This is a genomic window from Comamonas sp. UBA7528 (assembly GCF_002479375.1).
GTDB lineage: Bacteria > Pseudomonadota > Gammaproteobacteria > Burkholderiales > Burkholderiaceae_C > Comamonas.
Genome location: NZ_DLMU01000010.1, coordinates 393335 through 411115, shown reverse-complemented (window position 1 = coordinate 411115; position 17781 = coordinate 393335). Strand labels below are relative to the sequence as shown.

Sequence of the window (17781 nt, the reverse complement as noted above, 5' to 3'; positions counted from 1 at the left end):
AGGCTGGGGGTTTTGTTTTTGGTGGTGCAGAAATAAAAGGGCAAGCCAAGGCCCTCGCATTCATTGATTGATTTCCCCGTCTTCGATTGACAGACAAGCCAACCCACAGGAGCACGCTGCGCGTGCTCCTGTGGGTTTTTTTATGGGCGGCAGGGAATGGGAATGCTGGGATGCACTGGGCTGCAGCGCTGCTGCCACATTGGGCAACGCAGGCGGCCGCAGAGGCCTTGGCCACGCCAGGCATGGGCCAAGGTGGCTGAAAGCGGCGGCGTTCTTGTCAGCCGCGCGGTGCTGTTGCCGTAGTGGCGGTCCCCGGGAACTGCCCGGCGGCGCAACGCGGGCACAGGCAGGACTGGCGGCGTTGGGCTTCGGGAATGGCTGCCAGCGCGTCGGGTGCGATATTGGCGCGCATGCACCAGCAGCTTTCCGGCGCCATGCCGGCGGTGATGGCGCACTGGTTGCTCTGGCCGCACAAGGGGCAGCGCAGTGGATCAACGCTTGCGAAAGCGCCAGGGGGCGGTGCAGAGAAAGCCATGTTGTGCAGTGTAGGGCGGCCAGCCATGACCAGGGTGCGCGGGGGTATGGCTGACGGATGCCAGCCGCAGCCGCAGTCCCCCGTGGCTTGCTGGCGGCCGAGCTGTGCCATCGATACCGGTGTGATTTGTTGGCCTGGCGCTGCAGCCTGCCACTTCAGCCGCCATGGGGTGGTACCCGGAAGTTTTCGGTGATGCGCTTTTCGGCACGCCGCAATGCGTCCAGGACACGGACCCCTGCGGTGCGGGCACAGCGCTGCAGACAGGCCACGATGCGACGGCGGGCCTCGGGTGATACAGCCACTGGTTCAGCAAGGGCTGGGCAGACGGTGGTGGAGGGCGGCGGTTCATGGTGCATGGCCGCAATGTTCCGTTCCGCACTAACATCCGTAAAGTTGAATTCAATGAAGCATTACTGCAGAAATTCTGATGCGTAACCTCAACCTCGACCAGTTGCAAACCCTGATCGCCATTGCCGATCTGGGCACTTTCGCCGCTGCGGCCCAGGCGCTGCATCTGGCGCCGCCGACGGTGAGCCTGCACATCAAGGAACTGGAATCCCGCCTGGACGCGGTGCTGCTGCTGCGCGGGCGCCGGCAGGCCGAGCTGACACCGGCGGGAGCGGCTTTGGTGGAACAAGGCCGCAAGCTGTTGGCTGCGAGTGACGATCTGATTGACCTGGTGCAGCGTCGTGCCAGCGGGCGCGAAGGGCTGGTGCGTGTGGGCGTGTCGGCCGGCGTCAGCACCCGGCTGCTGCCCTTGATGCTGGAAGCCCTGGGCCAGCGCAGCCCGGGGGTGGAAGTACGGCTGGAAGCAGAGTGTTCCGCTGACGCCATGCAGCGCCTGCAGGCTGGCACGCTGGATATCGCCGTGGTGGCCGGAATTCAGCCGGCGATGGCTGACATTGTGCTCACGCCCTGGCGCACCGACGCCATGGTGGCTTTGCTGCCCTCGGCCTGGAATGCGCCAGCGCAGATCACGCCGGATTGGTTGGCCGAGCGCCGCTGGGCCTCGTTTGCCCCCGCCACACAGATGCACGGGCTGATTTCGGCCTGGTTTGGCCAGGCCGGCCACCATCCGCGTCCGTTTCTGACGCTGACCTACCCCGGTGCCCTCAAAAGCCTGGCCGCCGCCAGCCAGAGTGCGGCGCTGCTGCCGCTGGAAGAGGTGGAGGACCAGCGCCACGTGGCCGGCGTGGACATCCGCCCGCTGTACCCGCCGCTGCTGCGCCCCATGGCGGTGGCCCACCGCCGGCTGCCCGTGCCCAACCCGGCGGTGGAGGCGGTGCTGCAGGTGCTGGCGGCATTTGCCTGCTGAGGCGGGCCTCTTGTAGCCCCTGGTGCCAAGTGTGCGCGCTGGGTGGATACGCTCCCGCCGTCAAGGCTGCTTGGCCGCAGGCCGGGCCGTGCCCGGTGCACCGTCTTTCCACTGCGCGCGCAGTGCGGCGCAATGGTCCTGGGCGGGTATGGCCGGGGTGCGGACCAGCCAGTCGCGGTCGCTGACCAGCGTGGGCTCGGCGCCTTGGGCCTGGGCCACGGCCACGCCGGTGGTGATGTGGGCCGGCAACCAGGTGGGGATCCCGACCTCCCGCAGCACATGGCCACGCCCGGCCACGATCAGCACGGTCTTGCCAGGCTGGAGCAGCGCCTTGGCGGTCTGGGCCATGCGTTCGTCCTTGGCCAGCTGGATGCGGGCCATGGGCGTGAGCTGGGCCTCTGGCAGCAGGCCGCAGTGGCCGGTGCGGATGGCATCGCGCTGGCGTTCCCAGGCGGCAGGGGACAGGTGCTGGTCCCAGTGGGCTTGCTGCATCACGCCACGCATGGCGCTGCGCGCCAGATTACCGCCATAGACCGGCACACTGGCCTGCACGGCAGCCATCACCATGGGGGCGTAGCGTTCCCAGGGCCAGCCGGCGGCATTCCATTGCAGTGCGGCCTGGACGTCGTTTTCGCTGGGGTTGGTGTCCAGCGCACGGGTGTCCGTGCCGGCATGGGCCATTTCCAGCACCACGGCCGCCAGACGGCCTTCGCGGGCCAGGGCCAGGATGGTTCCGCGTTCCCACTGCTGGTGGGCCGGGGCATCGTGCTGTTCGCCCAGCAGCAGGATGGCGGGCAGGGGCTGGGCACGATCGAAGCGTTCCAGATGCCGCAGCCAGCCCGGAGCATCCAGGGCGTCCGCAGTCAGGGAAGCGGGTGGAGCCGAGTGCAGTGCGCCACAGCCGGCCAGTGCCAGCACCGCCAGCGCCAAGATGGCGCGTGCAAACTTGTGAATGAGAATGGTTTTCAACAGCATGGGCGCATGGTAGCGGAAGCCATGCGGCTTGCCTTGCCAGCACCCCGCAAAAAAAGGCCCCGCAGGGCCTGGCAGTGGATGGCGCAGAGGGACCGCCGGGGAGCGCGGTGGGCCCAGGGCCTTCACTCGGGTGTGATGCCCGCGGCCTTGATCACCTGGCCCCACTTCTGGGTTTCGGCCGCCTGGAACTGGGCCAGCTCCTGTGGGGTGGTGGTCCAGGGCTCGGACCCCGACATCTCGAAGAACGATTTGGCGGCCGCACTGGCCACGGCGGTGGTCAGCAATTGGTTGAGCTTGGCCACCACGGGTGCAGGCGTGTGGGCGGGGGCATAGGCGGCAAACCAGTAGCCCATGTCGTAGCCCTTGACGCCGGCTTCGGCAATGGTGGGCACATCGGGCAGCTGGGTGCTGCGCTTGGGGGTGGAATAACCCAGGGCGCGCAGCTTGCCGGCCTTAATCTGCGGCACGCCGGTGGAGACGTCGGTGATCATGAGGTTGATCTGGCCGCCCAGCAGGTCGGTGATGGCCAGCGGGTTGCTCTTGTAGGGCACATGCAGGATGTCCACGCCTGCCAGTTGCTTGAGCATTTCGCCTGCAATGCGGCTGGACGAGCTGCCGCTGCCAAAGCTCAGCTTGCCGGGGTTGGCCTTGGCAAAGGCCACCAGCTCGCCCACGCTCTTGTAGGGCGCATTGGCGGGCACCACCAGCACCTGGCCGCCCTTGCCCAGGCCACTCAGCGGCGCAAAGTCCTTGACGGGGTCATAGGACAGCTTTTTGTACAGGTGTTCATTGGCCGCATGCGTGGTGTTGGTGGTGATCAGCACGGTGTAGCCGTCCGGGGCGGCCTTGGCAGCGGCCTGCGCGGCAATCATGCCACTGGCCCCCCCTTTGTTTTCCACCACCACGGGCTGCTTGGTCTGGTCGGTGATGGACTGCCCCAGGGCGCGGGCCAGCTGGTCGGTGGCACTGCCGGCGGCAAACGGCACCAGCAAGGTGATGGGCTTGTTGGGGTAGGCAGCCTGGGCGAAGGCGCTGGGGGCCAGCGCCAGTGCGATACCGCTGGCCAGTAGGGTGCGGCGAGCAAGGCGGGCCAGATGGGCGGGATGGGGCAGTGTTGTCATGGTGTGTCTCCTTGGTATGGTTATGAAAGCAATACGCTGGCGGTCTGTTGCCGCCTAGGCGTCTGTCGGGGGGCCTGCCAGATGCGGCTGCAGCTGGGGCAGCAGCACGGCCGGAACGGTGATGGGCATCTGCAGCACGCGAAAGCACAGGGTCTTGCCGTGGCTGTCGAGGTTGAGGGCATCGTTCACGCCCCCGTCCAGCACATCGTCCAGCACCAGGTTCATGGCCTGCAACTGAGGCAGCACATGGCGGGTGACCTGGCCCGGCTGGCGGTCGGCAAACAGGGCGCGCACGGCGTCTGCCGTGACCTGGGTGTGGACCAGCTCCCACAGCGCGGGGTGGTAGGCGATCACGCTGATGTTGGAGCGGTTGCCTTTGTCGCCCGTGCGGCCATGGGCCAGCCGGTACAGCGGCAGGGTGATGGTGGCTTCAGGCATGCGACACCTCCGTGGTGGTCAAAGGGGCGGCCCAGGTGAAGCCGGTGGCAATGTGCTGCTGGGCGATGTAGCACGAGGTCAGCCCCAGCCGCTGGCGCATATGGGTGCGTACGCCACCGCCGCCGGCCGGGCCGCAGCAGTACAGGGCATTCACTTCGCGCGGCAGGCGCAGGGCGGCCGCGTGGTCTGCGTGCTGCCAGGCCATGCGCAGGCGCACATCCTGGCTGGCATGCTGCAGGTCGGCGCCTTCCAGCCATCGGCTGCTGTCGTCGCCCCACACGCTGGTCACGCCAATCAGGTCGGTGCGCAGGGGTGCGATATGGCCCAGGCGCTGCTGGATGGTCTGTCCTGCCAGGCGCGCACGCTCCGCGGCGCGGGGCCCGGCGTAGGAAATTTCGGCCTCGGCAAACCAGCCTGTGGCGTAGCAGACATTGACCTTGAGCGTGTCGGGGCGGGCGTGGCCTTGCACCCCCTGCAGGCGCACCCGGTCCGGGCCGACGGCGATGACTTCTGCGGTGCTGATGTCGGCCACCACATCGGGGGTCAGGTACTGCGCCGGGTCGTGGATTTCGTACAGCAGCTGTTCCTTGACGGTGGCGGTGGTGATGCAGCCGCCGGTGCCCTGTGGCTTGAACAGCGTGCAGTGTCCCTCGGCATCCACCTCGGCAATCGGGTAGCCCAGACGGTCCATGCCCGGCACCTCCTTGTAGCCAGGGTCGGCAAAGTAGCCGCCGGTCACTTGCGTGCCGCATTCCAGCAGGTGGCCCACCATGGTGGCGCGGCCCAGGCGGTCCCAGTCGTTCCAGGCCCAACCGTAGTGGGCCATGACGGGGCCCACCACCAGGGAGGGGTCGGACACCCGCCCGCACACCACGATCTCGGCACCGGCCTGCAGCGCCGCTGCAATGGGCTGGGCGCCGATGTAGGCATTGGCGCTGACCAGCTCGTGTGCGGGCATGCGCTCGGCCAGGGCAGCGGTCAGCAGCGGGCGGTGTGCGGGTGCGCTCAGGTCATCGCCGTGTACCACCGCAATGCGCGGTGCGCGGATCCCCAGCTCCAGTGCCAGGCGCTGGATGGCGCGGGCCGCCGCAGGCGGGTTGGCCGCGCCAAAGTTGCTGACGATGCGGATGCCGTGCTGCATGCAATCAGCCAGCACGGGGCGCAGGAATTCGGGCATCAGCGGCTCGAAGCCGGCTTCCGGGTTGCTGCGCCGGGCCAGCTGGGCCAGCGCCAGCGTGCGTTCGGCCAGGGTCTCGAAAATCAGCACCGCCGGTTGCTGCTGGCGGATCAGCTCTTGCACCACGGGGCCGGCGGCATCGATGCGGTCGCCCGAGAAGCCGGCGGCACAGCCAATCAGCAGAGGGGCGGGAGGGGGCGTAGCGGGTGTCATGGAATCTCCTGTAGACCACTATAGGAAGCCGCATCTAAGCTGTGAAATAGATAGTTGAGATGAATTGATTTGGAATGCAGATGAATCTTTCGGCGCGGGACATCCAGGCCTTTCTGGCGCTGGCCGAGGTGAAGAACTTCACCCGCGCCGCCGCGCGCTGCCACCTGTCCCAGCCCGCGTTCAGCGCCCTCATCAAGGCGCTGGAAGACAGCGTGGGTCTGCGCCTGTTCGACCGCAGCACGCGCCACGTGCTGCTGACGCAGGAGGGCGAGCGCTTTTTGCTGTCGGCCCAGCGCATTGCGGCCGAGCTGGACGACTGCGCCCGCGCCATGCGCGACACCGCCCAGCTGGCGCGCGGCCATGTGGCAGTGGCGCTGCTGCCGTCGCTGGCAGCGGGATGGCTGCCGCAGGTGCTGGCGCAGTTCATGGCCCAACACCCGGGGGTGGAGCTGGCGGTGCACGATGTGCTGTCCGAGCCTTGCATTGCCGCCGTGGCCCAGGGCGATGCCGACTTTGCGCTGGCCGCCATCCGCGCCGATACGCCCGAGCTGCAGGCCGAGCCGTTTTGCCGCGACGACTTTCACCTGGTGTGCCGCACCGACCACCCGCTGGCCGCCCAAGCGCAGATCCGGCTGGGCGATCTGCAGCCCTGGCCGTTTGTGCACCTGGCCCGGCACAGCAGCGTGCGCCAGTACCTGGATGCCGCGCTGTTTCCGCAAACCCTGCGCACCCTGGTGGAGGTGGAGCAACTGGCCACGGTGATGGGGCTGGTGCAGGCGGGCCTGGGCATCAGCGTGGTGCCGGCGCTGTCGCTGTTTCACTTTGACAAGCCGGGCCTGTGTACCCGGCCCTTGCCGCTGCCCGGGATGGAACGCCAGATCTACCTGGTGCGCCGGCGCGAGCGCAGTCTGTCGGTGGCTGCCCAGGCACTGTACCGCCTGATGCTGGCCATGCGGCCGGTGCAGGGGCCGACCTAGGGCCTGTGCTCCGCGTGCACAAGGCCCGTGTTGGCCACAACGGTATGGAACGGCCGGGAGTGCGCAGGCACGCGGTGGCGGAAATAAAAAAGCACCTGAGGAAGGTGCTTTTTTGTATAGATCGCAGCTCTGGATTGCGGGCTATGTGATTGCCGTTGAAATGAATTTCAACGCCATCTCCGCAGGCCAGTGCTGCTATTTTTTCCGGAGAATCAGGCGCCTGCCTTGACCTTCAGACGCCAGGCGTGCAGCAGGGGCTCGGTGTAGCCGGAAGGCTGTTGCACGCCCTTGAACACCAGGTCCAGAGCGGCCTGGAAGGCGGCGCCACCGGGGTTGGCGGCCAGGCTCTGGTAGCTGGCGTCGCCGGCGTTCTGGCCGTCCACCACCTTGGCCATGCGGGCAAAGGTGTCGCGCACCTGCTGCTCGGTCACCACGCCGTGCAGCAGCCAGTTGGCGATGTGCTGGCTGGAGATGCGCAGCGTGGCGCGGTCTTCCATCAGGCCCACGTTGTGGATGTCGGGCACCTTGGAGCAGCCCACGCCGGCGTCGACCCAGCGCACCACATAGCCCAGGATGCCTTGCACGTTGTTGTCCAGCTCCTGCTGCTTTTCGGCGTCGGTCCACTTGGGGTCCTTGGCCACGGGAATTTGCAGCAGATCGGCCAGGATGTTGTCGCGCTCGGTGTCGGCGCTGGTCTTTTCCAGTTCCTTCTGCACGTCGGCCACGCTCACCTGGTGGTAGTGCAGGGCGTGCAGCGTGGCACCGGTGGGCGAAGGCACCCAGGCGGTGTTGGCGCCGGCCTTGGGGTGACCGATCTTCTGCTCCAGCATGGCCTTCATCAGATCGGGCATGGCCCACATGCCTTTGCCGATCTGGGCGCGGCCGCGCAGGCCCATGGTCAGGCCCACCAGCACGTTGTTGCGCTCATAGGCGGCCAGCCAGGCGGAGGACTTCATGTCGCCCTTGCGCACCATGGGGCCGGCCTGCATGGCGGTGTGCATCTCGTCGCCGGTGCGGTCCAGGAAGCCGGTGTTGATGAAGGCCACGCGGGCAGGGGCGGCGGCGATGGACGCCTTCAGGTTGACGGAGGTGCGGCGCTCCTCGTCCATGATGCCCAGCTTCACGGTGTTGGCCTTCAGGCCCAGCAGCTGTTCGACGCGGCCGAACAGTTCGTTGGCAAAGCCCACTTCCACGGGGCCGTGCATCTTGGGCTTGACGATGTAGACACTGCCGGTGCGGCTGTTGCGGATGCCGTTGGCACCGTGGCCCTGCAGGTCGTGCATGGCGATGGCGGTGGTCACCACGGCGTCCAGGATGCCTTCGGGGATTTCCTTGCCTTCGGCGCCCCACAGGATGGCCGGGTTGGTCATCAGGTGGCCCACATTGCGCAGGAACATCAGCGAGCGGCCATGCAGTGTGACCGGCTGGCCGTTGGCGCCGGTGTAAGTGCGGTCGCCGTTCAGGCCGCGGGTCAGCGTCTTGCCGCCCTTTTCGAACGATTCGGTCAGCGTGCCCTTCAGAATGCCCAGCCAGTTGCTGTAGCCCAGCACCTTGTCTTCGGCGTCCACGGCTGCCACGGAGTCTTCCAGATCCAGGATGGTGGACACGGCGGCTTCCACCACCACGTCGGACACGCCGGCGGCGTCGGAGCTGCCGATGGGGGTGGACTTGTTGACGATGATGTCGATGTGCAGGCCGTGGTTCTTCAGCAGCACCGAGGAGGGGGCTGCGGCATCACCCTGGAAGCCGATGAACTTGTCCGCGTCCTTCAGGCCGGTCTTGCTGCCGTCCTTGAGAGTGACGACCAGCTTGCCGCCTTCGACGGCATAGGCCGTGGAGTCGGCATGCGAGCCAGCGGCCAGCGGCACGGACTGGTCCAGGAAGTTGCGGGCAAAGGCGATGACCTTGGCGCCGCGCACGGGGTTGTAGCCCTTGCCCTTTTCCGCGCCGCCTTCTTCGCTGATGGCGTCAGTGCCGTACAGCGCGTCATACAGGCTGCCCCAGCGGGCGTTGGCGGCGTTCAGTGCGTAGCGGGCGTTCAGAATGGGCACCACCAGCTGGGGGCCGGCGATCTGGGCCAGTTCGGCGTCCACGTTTTCGGTGGTGGCCTTGGCGTCCTTGGGGGACTCGACCAGGTAGCCGATCTGCGTCAGGAACTGCTTGTAGGCCGCCATGTCGGCGATGGGGCCGGGGTTGGCCTTGTGCCAGGTGTCCAGCTCGATCTGCAGGCGGTCACGCTCGGCCAGCAGGGCGGCGTTCTTGGGGGCCAGGTCACCCACCAGGGTGCTGAAGCCCTTCCAGAAGGCATCCTGTTCCACACCGGTGCCGGGCAGCACTTGTGTGTTCACAAAGTTGTACAGCTCGTTGGCCACTTGCAGGCCGTGGGCATTGGTGCGTTGGGTCATGGAAACCTCGTGGGCAGAAAACAAAACAAAGCGGGCCGGAAACAGCCCACCAGGATAGGTGCTGGGTACACTGTATTAGAAATAATTCGGTTAATAAACCGACCGAATATGTCAAAACCAATGACTTTTTTGCAAAAGTGACGCATGCTGCGCACCAGCGTGGGGCTGCGGGCCTTCCTGCCACGGTGGCGGCGCTGTAGAAATATCTGTTTTGATCGCTGTGCGTGCAAGGACCGCAAGCGCAAGCGGCCGACTCCTGGGCAAGGAGTGGAGTGGCCGCCACGCTGTGGGCTTGCACCAGGCACCGTGACTGCACCGGGGTGTATGGACAAACTCAAAGCCTTCGAATCCTTCGTTTCCGTTGCCACCAAGGGCAGTCTGACGGCTGCGGCCAAGGCGGAAGGGGTGGCGCCCGCCATCATGGGGCGGCGCCTGGACGCGCTGGAAGAGCACCTGGGCGTGAAGCTGCTGGTGCGCACCACGCGGCGTATCAGCCTCACACACGAGGGCAGCGCTTTTCTGGAGGACTGCCAGCGCCTGCTGTCCGATGTGGCCAACGCCGAGGCCAGCGTGTCGGCCGGCGGCGTCAGGGCCACCGGGCATTTGCGCGTCACGGCACCGGCCGGCTTTGGCCGCCGCCATGTGGCGCCGCTGGTGCCGCGTTTTCACGATCTGCACCCCGAGGTGACGATTTCGCTGAACCTCAGCGACCGCGTGGTGGACCTGGCCGGTGAAGGCTACGACTGCGCGGTGCGGGTGGGCGATCTGCCCGATTCTTCCCTGGTCAGCGTGCGCATGGCCGACAACCGGCGCCTGTGCGTGGCCACGCCGGCCTATCTGGCGCGCTACGGCACGCCGCGCCACCCGGGCGAGCTGGCGCAGCACCGCTGCCTGACGCTGTCCAGCGATGCCTCGCAGACGCGGGGCTGGGCTTTTCGCATGCCGCAGGACAGCGGCGGCAGCGAAGTGGTGCACATCAAACCCGGGGGGCCGCTGGATTGTTCCGATGGCCAGGTCCTGCACGACTGGTGCCTGGGCGGCTGGGGCATGGCCTGGCGCAGCACCTGGGAGGTGGAGACCGAGATCGCCGCTGGCCGGCTGGTGGCGGTGCTGGAAGAGTTTGCCGCCCCCCCGAATGGCATTTACGTTGTCTTTCCTCAACGCAAGCACATGCCTTTGCGCGTCCGCCTGTGGATCGATTACCTCAAAATGCACTATGAGCGCCCGGAGTTCTGGCGCGAGGGAGTGAATCCATGACCCTGGAAGCTGTACTGGCCGCCATCCACATGGTGGCCATCCTGACCCTGGTGGTGTTCTTGAGCAGCGAGGCCGCCCTGTGCCGTGCCGAGTGGATGAATGCCGCCGTGGTGCGGCGCCTGGTGCGGCTGGATCTGATCTACGGCATTGCGGCTGTGGTGCTGCTGCTGTCCGGCGTGGCGCGCGTGCTGTGGGGCGCCAAAGGCATGGGCTGGTATGTCAGCCAGCCGCTGTTCCACCTGAAGATGACGCTGTTTGTGCTGGCGGCGCTGATGTCCATCAAGCCCTCCATCGACTTTCGCCGCTGGGCCAAGGCCTTGCAGGCCGAGGGCAGCCTGCCGCCGGCAGATGCCGTGCGCCGCACGCGCCGTTGGATCATGTGGCAGTCGCACCTGATTCCGGTGATCGCCGTCATCGCCGTGTTCTGGGCGCGCGGCTGGTAACGCTGCGCGATGATGCTGAAAAGGCCGCTGTGAAGCGGCCTTTTCATTGGCGGGGATGGAGGGGCCGGCCATGGGTGCTGGCGCCGGGTCAGAACGTGCCGCGCAAGGTCAGCGTCGCATTGCGCGGGGCGCCGTAGTAGCTGCCGTTGCGGGCGCCACCAATGGCAGCCCAGTACACGCGGTCTGTCACGTTGGCGATGTTGAGGGACGCCGTCCACTGGCGGTTGATGCGGTAGGCGGCGCGCAGATCCAGCACGGCATGGCCGGGGTTTTGCACCGTGTCCACATAGGCATTGCTTTGTGCGGCCAGGTTGGCACCAATCTTCCAGTCCGACCATGCATCCGGCAAGGTGTAGCTGGTGGACAGGCGCAGCAGATGGCGTGGCGCATCGGACGCCAGAGACTGGCCTTCCGCATCGCGCGTGCTCAGGTAGGTGTAGCCTGCGGCAACGTCCCAGCCTCTGGCGATGCGGCCACCGATTTCGGCATCAAAGCCCTTGCTGCGCAACAGGCTGGCGTTGCGGTAGCAGTCGTTGGTGGTGATGCCGGGGCACAGGCCTTCATGGTCGCGGTCGTACACGGCGACATTGCGCTTTTTGATGTTGAACACCGACAACGCCACGTTCAGGCGGCTGTCCATGAGTTCACCCTTGATGCCGGCTTCGTAGTTGGCGCCGATGGCGGGCTTGAGCTGATGCCCCTCGACGTTGGCGTACTGCGATTGCGGCTGGAAGGTGCTGGTATAGCTGGCATACACCGACCACTGCGGCCCGAGGTCGTACACCAGACCGGCATAGGGTGTGAACTGGCCGCTTTGCCGGTAGTCATTGGTCAGCGCGCCCGTGAAGTGGTCGTTGGAGCGGAACTTGAACCAGTTGAAGCGCCCGCCCAGGTGCAGGTGCAAGGGATCGGCCAGTTGCAGGCGGGCACTGGCGTAGATGCCCAGCAGGCTGGAGCGCTCCTTGAGCCCAAAGTCATACACCGGCGTGGCAGGCTCGGGAATCAGGTCGTGGTTGAAGTGGAACAGGTCGACCGGAATGCGCTGGCTGGCCGTGAAGGACTGGGTGAAGACGTCCTGCTGCTTCCAGCTGGCGCCGAACATCATCTTGTGCACCCCGCCCAGTGCCTGGAAGCTGCCGCTCACATGGGCATCCAGGCCGCTGGCGTCGATATCGCGGTCGGTGAATTCCGTGCCCAGAAAGTACGCGCCCAGGTGGGTGGCTGGGTCGACCGCGCCACGCGCCATGCCCAGTTTCTGGGTGACCGTGGTCTTGTTGCGATTGAGCGTGATCTTGCCCACCCAGTCACCGGCAAAGTGCTTTTCCAGTTCGGCAAACACCTCGTCGACCTTGGCATCGTGCCGGTTCCAGCGCTGGCCCAGCGAGGTGGAGCGCGGCAGGCCCAGCGAAGCACCGGTGGCGTAGCTGGGCAGCCCGAAGATGGCGTAGCCATCAATGCCCACCTGCTCGTGGCGGTAGCCCAGTGTGAGCCTGGTGCTGTCGCCCAGGTCCGCATCGATCACGCCGTAGAGCATGGGTGCCTTGCTGTGGGCCAGATCGTAGAAATACTTGCGGTCGGTATAGGCGGCCACCACCCGGCCGCGCACGGTGCCGGCTTCGTTGAGCGGGCCGCCGGCATCCACCTCGCTGCGGTAATTGCTCCACGAGCCGATGCTTTGGGCCACTTCCAGGTGTTTTTCGGCACGCGGGCGCTTGCGCACCATGTTGACCACGCCGCTGGGGTCGCCAGCGCCGACCACCAGGGCGCCGGCGCCGCGCAGCACTTCCACGCGGTCCAGGATGGCCGTATCCATGGGCACCCAGCCCGTGGGGCTGTAGCTGGCGCCGCCCACACCGTCGAGCAGGTAGTTGCTGTCGGGAATCTCATAGCCGCGCATGGTGTAGACATGGGCGCCGTAGTTGCGCTGCGACTTGGACGTGCCCGTGGTCTGCGCGATCACATCCTCCACCGCCACCAGATTCTGGTCTTCCATCTGCTGGCGCGTCACCACGGTGACCGATTGCGGCGTCTCGCGGATCGACTGCGGCATCTTGCCAATGGAGAGGGCGTGCGTGGTGTAGCTGCCGGTGTGCTCGGTCGCCAGGCTGCGCTCACCCTGGGCCGTCACGCGCACCTCTCCCAGGGAGACATCGCTGCCCGCTGCCGCGCCGGCACCGGAGGCGGGTTTGCCGGCTGGCGCTGCGTGCAGCCCCCAGCTGTCGTTGCCCGTGCGTACCAGCTCCAGCCCGCTGCCGGCCAGCGCAGCCTGGGCCGCCTGTTGCAGCGTGTAGCGGCCCTGAACGGAAGGTGCGGAGCGGCCGCGGACCAGGGCAGCATCGATGGAGACGGTCTGTCCGCCCTCGGTGGCAATGCGCGCCAGCGTGACCCCCAGGGGCTGGGCGGGGATATCGAAGCTGCGGACCTCGGCCCTGTCCTCGGCAGTGGATGCGGAGGCCTGCGCCTGCAAGGCGGGGGCGGCGCAGGCCAGCAGCAAGGCGGTGGCGAGCACAGTGGGGCGCAGGGCGCGGGGTGGCAGCGGGGTGAACGGTGTGGCGCGTCGCATGGCGGGTTCCGGTGAAGGGTCACAAACAAAAAGGCTTTCACCGGATGTGCAACGAGTCGCCCAAAGTGCTACCGCCTGCGGAAAAAAAGTGCACGCCATGCCGGATGGTGCGTGGCCGTCCGCCGAACCTCAGGCCAGGGCAATGCGCACCAGCCACCCTCCCGCCTGGTGGTGCACCACCACGGGCAGCGTCTGCGCAATGGCGGCCAGGGCATGGTCGGTGTCATCCAGCGGGTAGCTGCCGTAGACCTGCAGGGCGGCGGCCGCATCGGTGATGCGGATGAAACCGCGCCGGTAGGCACGCAGGGCCGCGACGACCTCGCCCAGCGGGCGGTCGTGCACCTCCAGCTGGCCGCGCTGCCAGGTGGCGGCGGTGGATGCGATGTGGGGGACGGCCTCGATGCCGCTCGGACCGAACCAGGCCGCCTGGCCCGGTGCCAGTGGCTGTTGCGCGCCCTGGGGCGTGCTCAGCTGCAGCGGTTGCTCCAGCGCCACGGCCAGGCTGCGTGTGGTGTCCAGGCGCATCAGCATGCGCGCCTGCACGCCGGGCTCCACCTGGAGCTGGCCGTGCGGGCCGCGCAGGGCAAAAGGGGTGCTTCCCGCCGTGACCTGGGCAATGGCCTCACCTGCCTGCAGCGCCACGCCGCGCAAGCCCTGGATGTGCAAGGGATTGGCGGCCGAGCGGGCATTGAGCAGCAGTGTGCTGCCGTCCGCCAGGGCAAATTCACGCCGCTGGCCTGTGCCGGTGCACAGCTCGGCCAGCATGTCCTGCAGGGGCCAGCAGCGGTCGGCCAGCAGCGCGGCGCCGGCCGACAGGCCGCCCACGGCCAGCGCGCCGCGCAGCAGGCGGCGGCGTTGGACCAGACGCCGGCTACTGTCGTGCAGCGTGCCGGTGATGACCTCGGCCTGGCCGGGGTGGCGCTGGTTCAGCGCGTGTACCTGGGTGAACAGGCCTTGGACCGGTCCGGTCAACTGCTCCCAGGCCTGGCGGTGGGCCGAGCTGTCCCGCAGCCAGTGCTCGAAGGCCTGCTGCTCGGCCCCCGTGGTGGCGCCGGAACGCAGCACCACCAGCCATTCGATGGCGGCCTCGGTGACGGGATCGAGCGTACGTGCCGCTGGCTTGGCCCTCATAGCGTGGCCAGCGTGCAGGCGCGCCAGCCCTGGGCCATGTATTTGCGCACCATGCCGTGCGAGACGCCGATGTGGTCGGCAATCTCCTGGTAGGTCAGTCCGTCGAGCTGGCTCAGCAAAAAGGCGTGCCGCGCCTTGTCGCTCAGGCCGTCCAGGGCCTGGGCAATCCGCTCCAGCGATTCCAGCAGCAGGGCCCGGTCTTCGGCGGAGGGCACGTGGATTTCGGGCAATTGCTCCAGGGCCGCGCAATAGGCCCGCTCCAGGTCGCGCCGGCGCCAGAACTCGTACAGCACCCGCTTGGCCACAGTGGTCAGGAAGGCGCGCGGCTGCTCGATGGAGGCCAGGCGCTCGCTGCCGATGACCTGGACGAAGGTTTCGGAGGCCATGTCCTCGGCCTGCGCACGGTTGCGCAGGCGGTCGTGCAGGCGGCCCAGCAGCCAGGGGTGGTGGTCGGAGAACAGCGCCTGGGCACGCAGGCGGTCAACAGGAGAGAGCGCAGACATGGACGAGGCGGAGCAACACAGCCAACAATGAGAATGACTCTTATTATAGATTTTGCACACCTGATACAGGTGATCGTCCGCCGCTGTTGCGAGAAGGTTGCACGTGAAAAAGCCGCCCGGAGGCGGCTGGGGGTGTGGCAGAGCCCGCAGGGGGCGGGCAGGCCCGTCAGAAGTTGCCGCGCAGGGTCAGCATGACGTTGCGGGGATCGCCGTAGTGGCTGCTGTTGACCAGATTGCCGATCGACGTGTAGTAGTGCTTGTCGAACATGTTGTTGAAGTTCAGCGAAGCCTGCCACTGCTTGTTGATCTGGTAGCGCACGTAGCTGCTCCATACCGCGCGACCCGGGGCATGGATGGTCACGGTGCCCACCTTGCGGTAGGAGGCGCTTTGCGCATTCACACCGCCGCCGAGGGTGAAGGCACTCCATGCACCCGGCAACTGGTAGGTGGTCCAGGCACGCAGCATGTGCTTGGGTGTATAGGTGTTGAAGTCCTGTCCCTGGTTGTTGATGTCGCGCTCGTAGGTGTTGCGGTTGAAGGTGTAGCCGGCAAACAGGTTCCAGCCGCGCGCCAGCTCGCCGCTGATCTCGGCGTCAAAACCCTGGCTGCGCACCCGGCCACCGTCGGTGTAGCAGTAATAGCCGTCGCGGCAGTTCGCTCCCGAGGCCAGGTCTTCGGTGGCACGGTTTTTCTGGTCCACGCGGTACAGGGCGAAGGACGTGTTGGCTCGGCCGCCGAAGAGCTCGCCTTTCAGCCCAATTTCATACGTGGCACCCTGGATGGGCTTGAGGTTCTGGCCTGCCGCATCCAGTGACCACTGGGGGTTGAAGATGTCGGCATAGCTGGCGTAGGCCGACCAGCTGGGGTTGACTGCGTAGATCAGGCCCGCAAACGGCATGAAGCGGTTGTTGTCCTGCAGGGTGGATGAGGGTGTGGCGACGCCCAGTGTGGTGACGGTCGTGTCCCAGATCGTCCTGTAGGAGGCTGCACGACCGCCCACCACCAGCTTGAGCGGGTCGCTCAGCTGCAGGCGCAGCGCACCGTAGGCGCCCAGCTGGCGGGTCGTGGCCAGGCGGTTTTCGGTGTTGGCGTAGCGGATCTCGGCATCCGTGGGTTCCGGCCGGTAGGGATTGGGCGCAAACACATCGATGGGAGTGAACGGGGTCTTGGAGCTGTAGTCCGTGTCCACCCGGGTGTGGTTGTAGCTGGTGCCCAGCACCAGCTCGTGCTGGCGCCCGAAAGCCGTGAACTCGCCGGTCAGGTTGGCGTCGATGCCCCAGGCCTTCTGGCTGGCGTCCGTGATGTTGGCCACGGTGCCGCCCAGGCCGGTGGCGGGGTTGACGGTGCGCTGGGAGGAGGCGTACTTGAGGTAGACATCTTCCTGCACATGGATGGCCGAGACCTTGGCGCGCCACTGGTCGTTGAACTGGTGCGACAGGTCGGCGTAAATGGTCTGGGTGCTGTTGTCCTGGCGGTTCCAGCTGGCGCCCAGGTAGGTGGAACGCGGCAGGCGGATGTCGCTGCCGTCGCTGTAGCGCGGCAGGCCCGAGATGAAGGGCCTGCCCTTGAAAGTTTCGTAGCTGGCGCCGATGCTGACCTGGGTCTGTGCCGAGAGGTCGTACTCCAGCGTGCCGTACAGGGTGGTGTTGCGGCGGTTGGCGAAGTCGATTAAGGAATGCTCGTCCTCCACATCCAGCACGGCCCGGCCGCGCAGCGTGCCTTCCGCATTCAGTGCACTGCTGCCATCGATCTGGGTGGCGTAGCGGTCCCAGGAGCCGGCCTTGGCCGTGACGCTGACGCCGCCTTCCTTCAGCGGGCGCTTGCGCGCCAGGTTGACGGCGCCGCTGGGGTCGCCGCCGCCCTGCAGCAGGCCGGCCGAACCGCGCAGAATCTCGGCGCGGTCGTAGATGGCGGTGCTGCCGCCGTAGTTGCTGGAGCGCCCGTACAGGCGCTGCACATTGACCCCGTCGTACTGCAGGGTGGCAATGTCGAAGCCGCGCGAATAGATGTATTTGCCGCCCTGCGGGCTTTGCAGCAGGGTGATGCCCGTGGTGCTGGCCAGGGCGTCGTAGACCGAGGTGGCGTTCTGCTCGTCCATCAGCTGGCGCGTCACCACGCTGACGGATTGTGGAATGTCCTTCAGGGGCTGTTCGCCCTTGCCGATGGTGACGGCGCGGGCGGTGTAGCTGCCGGTGTGGTCGGTGGTGGCGCTGCGTGTGGCCTCGGCGCTCACGCGCACTTCGCCCAGGCTGGGGGCTTCACCGGCAGCCCGCGGGGCTGGCGTGGACTGCGTGCGCAGCGACCAGTTGCCGGCGCCCGTGCGCACCAGCTCCAGTCCGCTGCCCGCCAGGGCGGCGCGCACCGCCTGTTCGGCGGTGTAGCTGCCGCGCACGGCCGGTGCGCTGCGGCCGCGCACCAGCTCGGCGTCCAGGCTGATCTGCTGGCCGCTGTCGGCGGCGATGCGGGCCAGGGCGCTGCCCAGGGGTTGGGCCGGCAGGTCATAGCTGCGGATGGTGGTGGAGGTGGAGGCGGCGGGGCCCGCGGTGGTGGCGGTCTGGGCGTGGGCGCTCAAGGCGCAGGCCAGGGCCGCAGCGGCCAGGGCGCGCAACGGCAGGGGGCAGGGGTGCAGCATGCAAAGGCTTTCGACAAAGGTGGACAAAGGACAGAACCCGAAGGTGTCCATGGCTTGTCGAACAGCCCGCGCAAAGTGTTCATTTTTTTGCACGGG

Annotated in this window: 14 protein-coding genes; 4 read left to right on the top strand and 10 right to left on the bottom strand. The window is 67.0% G+C overall.

Annotated features, from left to right (window positions below; translation table 11 throughout):
- Positions 1–277: 277 nt before the first annotated feature.
- Positions 278–535, bottom strand: coding sequence for a cysteine-rich CWC family protein (locus B3349_RS14865; RefSeq protein WP_291589849.1), 258 nt, complete (start codon positions 533–535; stop codon positions 278–280).
- A gap of 427 nt (positions 536–962) precedes the next feature.
- Here B3349_RS14865 and B3349_RS14860 point away from each other — a divergent pair, with 427 nt between their 5' ends.
- Positions 963–1850: a LysR family transcriptional regulator gene (locus B3349_RS14860; RefSeq protein WP_291589848.1), complete on the top strand. Its 888-nt coding sequence runs from the start codon at positions 963–965 to the stop codon at positions 1848–1850.
- 60 nt (positions 1851–1910) lie between these two features.
- Here B3349_RS14860 and B3349_RS14855 read toward each other — a convergent pair whose 3' ends face one another.
- The 4 genes from B3349_RS14855 to B3349_RS14840 all read right to left on the bottom strand — a co-directional run bounded on the left by B3349_RS14855 (position 1911) and on the right by B3349_RS14840 (position 5774).
- Positions 1911–2825: a ChaN family lipoprotein gene (locus B3349_RS14855; RefSeq protein WP_291589847.1), complete on the bottom strand. Its 915-nt coding sequence runs from the start codon at positions 2823–2825 to the stop codon at positions 1911–1913.
- A gap of 122 nt (positions 2826–2947) precedes the next feature.
- A complete protein-coding gene (locus B3349_RS14850) occupies positions 2948–3946 on the bottom strand; it encodes a Bug family tripartite tricarboxylate transporter substrate binding protein (protein ID WP_291589845.1) in 999 nt (332 codons plus the stop codon).
- A 54-nt stretch (positions 3947–4000) separates the two neighbouring features.
- The gene (locus tag B3349_RS14845) at positions 4001–4384 is read right to left on the bottom strand and encodes an AtuA-related protein (protein WP_291589842.1); all 384 of its coding nucleotides are present in this window, start codon (positions 4382–4384) and stop codon (positions 4001–4003) included.
- On the bottom strand, positions 4377–5774 hold the full coding sequence (locus tag B3349_RS14840) for an acyclic terpene utilization AtuA family protein (protein ID WP_291589840.1): 1398 nt from the start codon (positions 5772–5774) through the stop codon (positions 4377–4379). The genes B3349_RS14845 and B3349_RS14840 overlap by 8 nt, the downstream gene beginning before the upstream one ends.
- A gap of 80 nt (positions 5775–5854) precedes the next feature.
- Between B3349_RS14840 and B3349_RS14835 the strand changes: the two genes are divergently transcribed.
- Positions 5855–6751: a LysR family transcriptional regulator gene (locus B3349_RS14835; protein WP_291589876.1), complete on the top strand. Its 897-nt coding sequence runs from the start codon at positions 5855–5857 to the stop codon at positions 6749–6751.
- 212 nt (positions 6752–6963) lie between these two features.
- Here B3349_RS14835 and B3349_RS14830 read toward each other — a convergent pair whose 3' ends face one another.
- Positions 6964–9156, bottom strand: coding sequence for a malate synthase G (locus B3349_RS14830; protein WP_291589838.1), 2193 nt, complete (start codon positions 9154–9156; stop codon positions 6964–6966).
- Positions 9157–9480: 324 nt separating this feature from the next.
- On the opposite strand from B3349_RS14830, the gene B3349_RS14825 reads away from it, so the two are divergent.
- Together B3349_RS14825 and B3349_RS14820 are read left to right on the top strand one after the other, a co-directional pair.
- A complete protein-coding gene (locus tag B3349_RS14825; protein WP_291589837.1) occupies positions 9481–10413 on the top strand; it encodes a LysR family transcriptional regulator in 933 nt (310 codons plus the stop codon).
- Positions 10410–10856: a DUF2214 family protein gene (locus B3349_RS14820; protein WP_291589836.1), complete on the top strand. Its 447-nt coding sequence runs from the start codon at positions 10410–10412 to the stop codon at positions 10854–10856. The genes B3349_RS14825 and B3349_RS14820 overlap by 4 nt, the downstream gene beginning before the upstream one ends.
- A gap of 88 nt (positions 10857–10944) precedes the next feature.
- On the opposite strand, the gene B3349_RS14815 is transcribed toward B3349_RS14820, so the two are convergent.
- The 4 genes from B3349_RS14815 to B3349_RS14800 all read right to left on the bottom strand — a co-directional run bounded on the left by B3349_RS14815 (position 10945) and on the right by B3349_RS14800 (position 17685).
- Positions 10945–13419, bottom strand: coding sequence for a TonB-dependent siderophore receptor (locus tag B3349_RS14815; RefSeq protein WP_291589834.1), 2475 nt, complete (start codon positions 13417–13419; stop codon positions 10945–10947).
- A 129-nt stretch (positions 13420–13548) separates the two neighbouring features.
- Positions 13549–14550 (bottom strand): FecR family protein, encoded by a 1002-nt coding sequence (locus tag B3349_RS14810; RefSeq protein ID WP_291589833.1) that lies wholly within the window; start codon positions 14548–14550, stop codon positions 13549–13551.
- Positions 14547–15053: a sigma-70 family RNA polymerase sigma factor gene (locus B3349_RS14805; protein WP_291589831.1), complete on the bottom strand. Its 507-nt coding sequence runs from the start codon at positions 15051–15053 to the stop codon at positions 14547–14549. Before B3349_RS14805 ends, B3349_RS14810 begins: the two co-directional genes overlap by 4 nt.
- Before the next feature lie 166 nt (positions 15054–15219).
- On the bottom strand, positions 15220–17685 hold the full coding sequence (locus B3349_RS14800) for a TonB-dependent siderophore receptor (RefSeq protein ID WP_291589829.1): 2466 nt from the start codon (positions 17683–17685) through the stop codon (positions 15220–15222).
- Positions 17686–17781 lie beyond the last annotated feature (96 nt).

Excerpts from the sequence above, each read along its gene's own strand:
- B3349_RS14865 (WP_291589849.1), bottom strand. The coding sequence starts at position 535 with ATGGCTTTCTCTGCACCGCCCCCTGGCGCTTTCGCAAGCGTTGATCCA.
- B3349_RS14845 (WP_291589842.1), bottom strand. The coding sequence starts at position 4,384 with ATGCCTGAAGCCACCATCACCCTGCCGCTGTACCGGCTGGCCCATGGC.
- B3349_RS14825 (WP_291589837.1), top strand. The coding sequence starts at position 9,481 with ATGGACAAACTCAAAGCCTTCGAATCCTTCGTTTCCGTTGCCACCAAG.
- B3349_RS14820 (WP_291589836.1), top strand. The coding sequence starts at position 10,410 with ATGACCCTGGAAGCTGTACTGGCCGCCATCCACATGGTGGCCATCCTG.
- B3349_RS14800 (WP_291589829.1), bottom strand. The coding sequence starts at position 17,685 with ATGCTGCACCCCTGCCCCCTGCCGTTGCGCGCCCTGGCCGCTGCGGCC.
- B3349_RS14835 (WP_291589876.1), top strand. The coding sequence starts at position 5,855 with ATGAATCTTTCGGCGCGGGACATCCAGGCCTTTCTGGCGCTGGCCGAG.
- B3349_RS14855 (WP_291589847.1), bottom strand. The coding sequence starts at position 2,825 with ATGCTGTTGAAAACCATTCTCATTCACAAGTTTGCACGCGCCATCTTG.
- B3349_RS14860 (WP_291589848.1), top strand. The coding sequence starts at position 963 with ATGCGTAACCTCAACCTCGACCAGTTGCAAACCCTGATCGCCATTGCC.
- B3349_RS14830 (WP_291589838.1), bottom strand. The coding sequence starts at position 9,156 with ATGACCCAACGCACCAATGCCCACGGCCTGCAAGTGGCCAACGAGCTG.
- B3349_RS14850 (WP_291589845.1), bottom strand. The coding sequence starts at position 3,946 with ATGACAACACTGCCCCATCCCGCCCATCTGGCCCGCCTTGCTCGCCGC.
- B3349_RS14815 (WP_291589834.1), bottom strand. The coding sequence starts at position 13,419 with ATGCGACGCGCCACACCGTTCACCCCGCTGCCACCCCGCGCCCTGCGC.
- B3349_RS14805 (WP_291589831.1), bottom strand. The coding sequence starts at position 15,053 with ATGTCTGCGCTCTCTCCTGTTGACCGCCTGCGTGCCCAGGCGCTGTTC.
- B3349_RS14840 (WP_291589840.1), bottom strand. The coding sequence starts at position 5,774 with ATGACACCCGCTACGCCCCCTCCCGCCCCTCTGCTGATTGGCTGTGCC.
- B3349_RS14810 (WP_291589833.1), bottom strand. The coding sequence starts at position 14,550 with ATGAGGGCCAAGCCAGCGGCACGTACGCTCGATCCCGTCACCGAGGCC.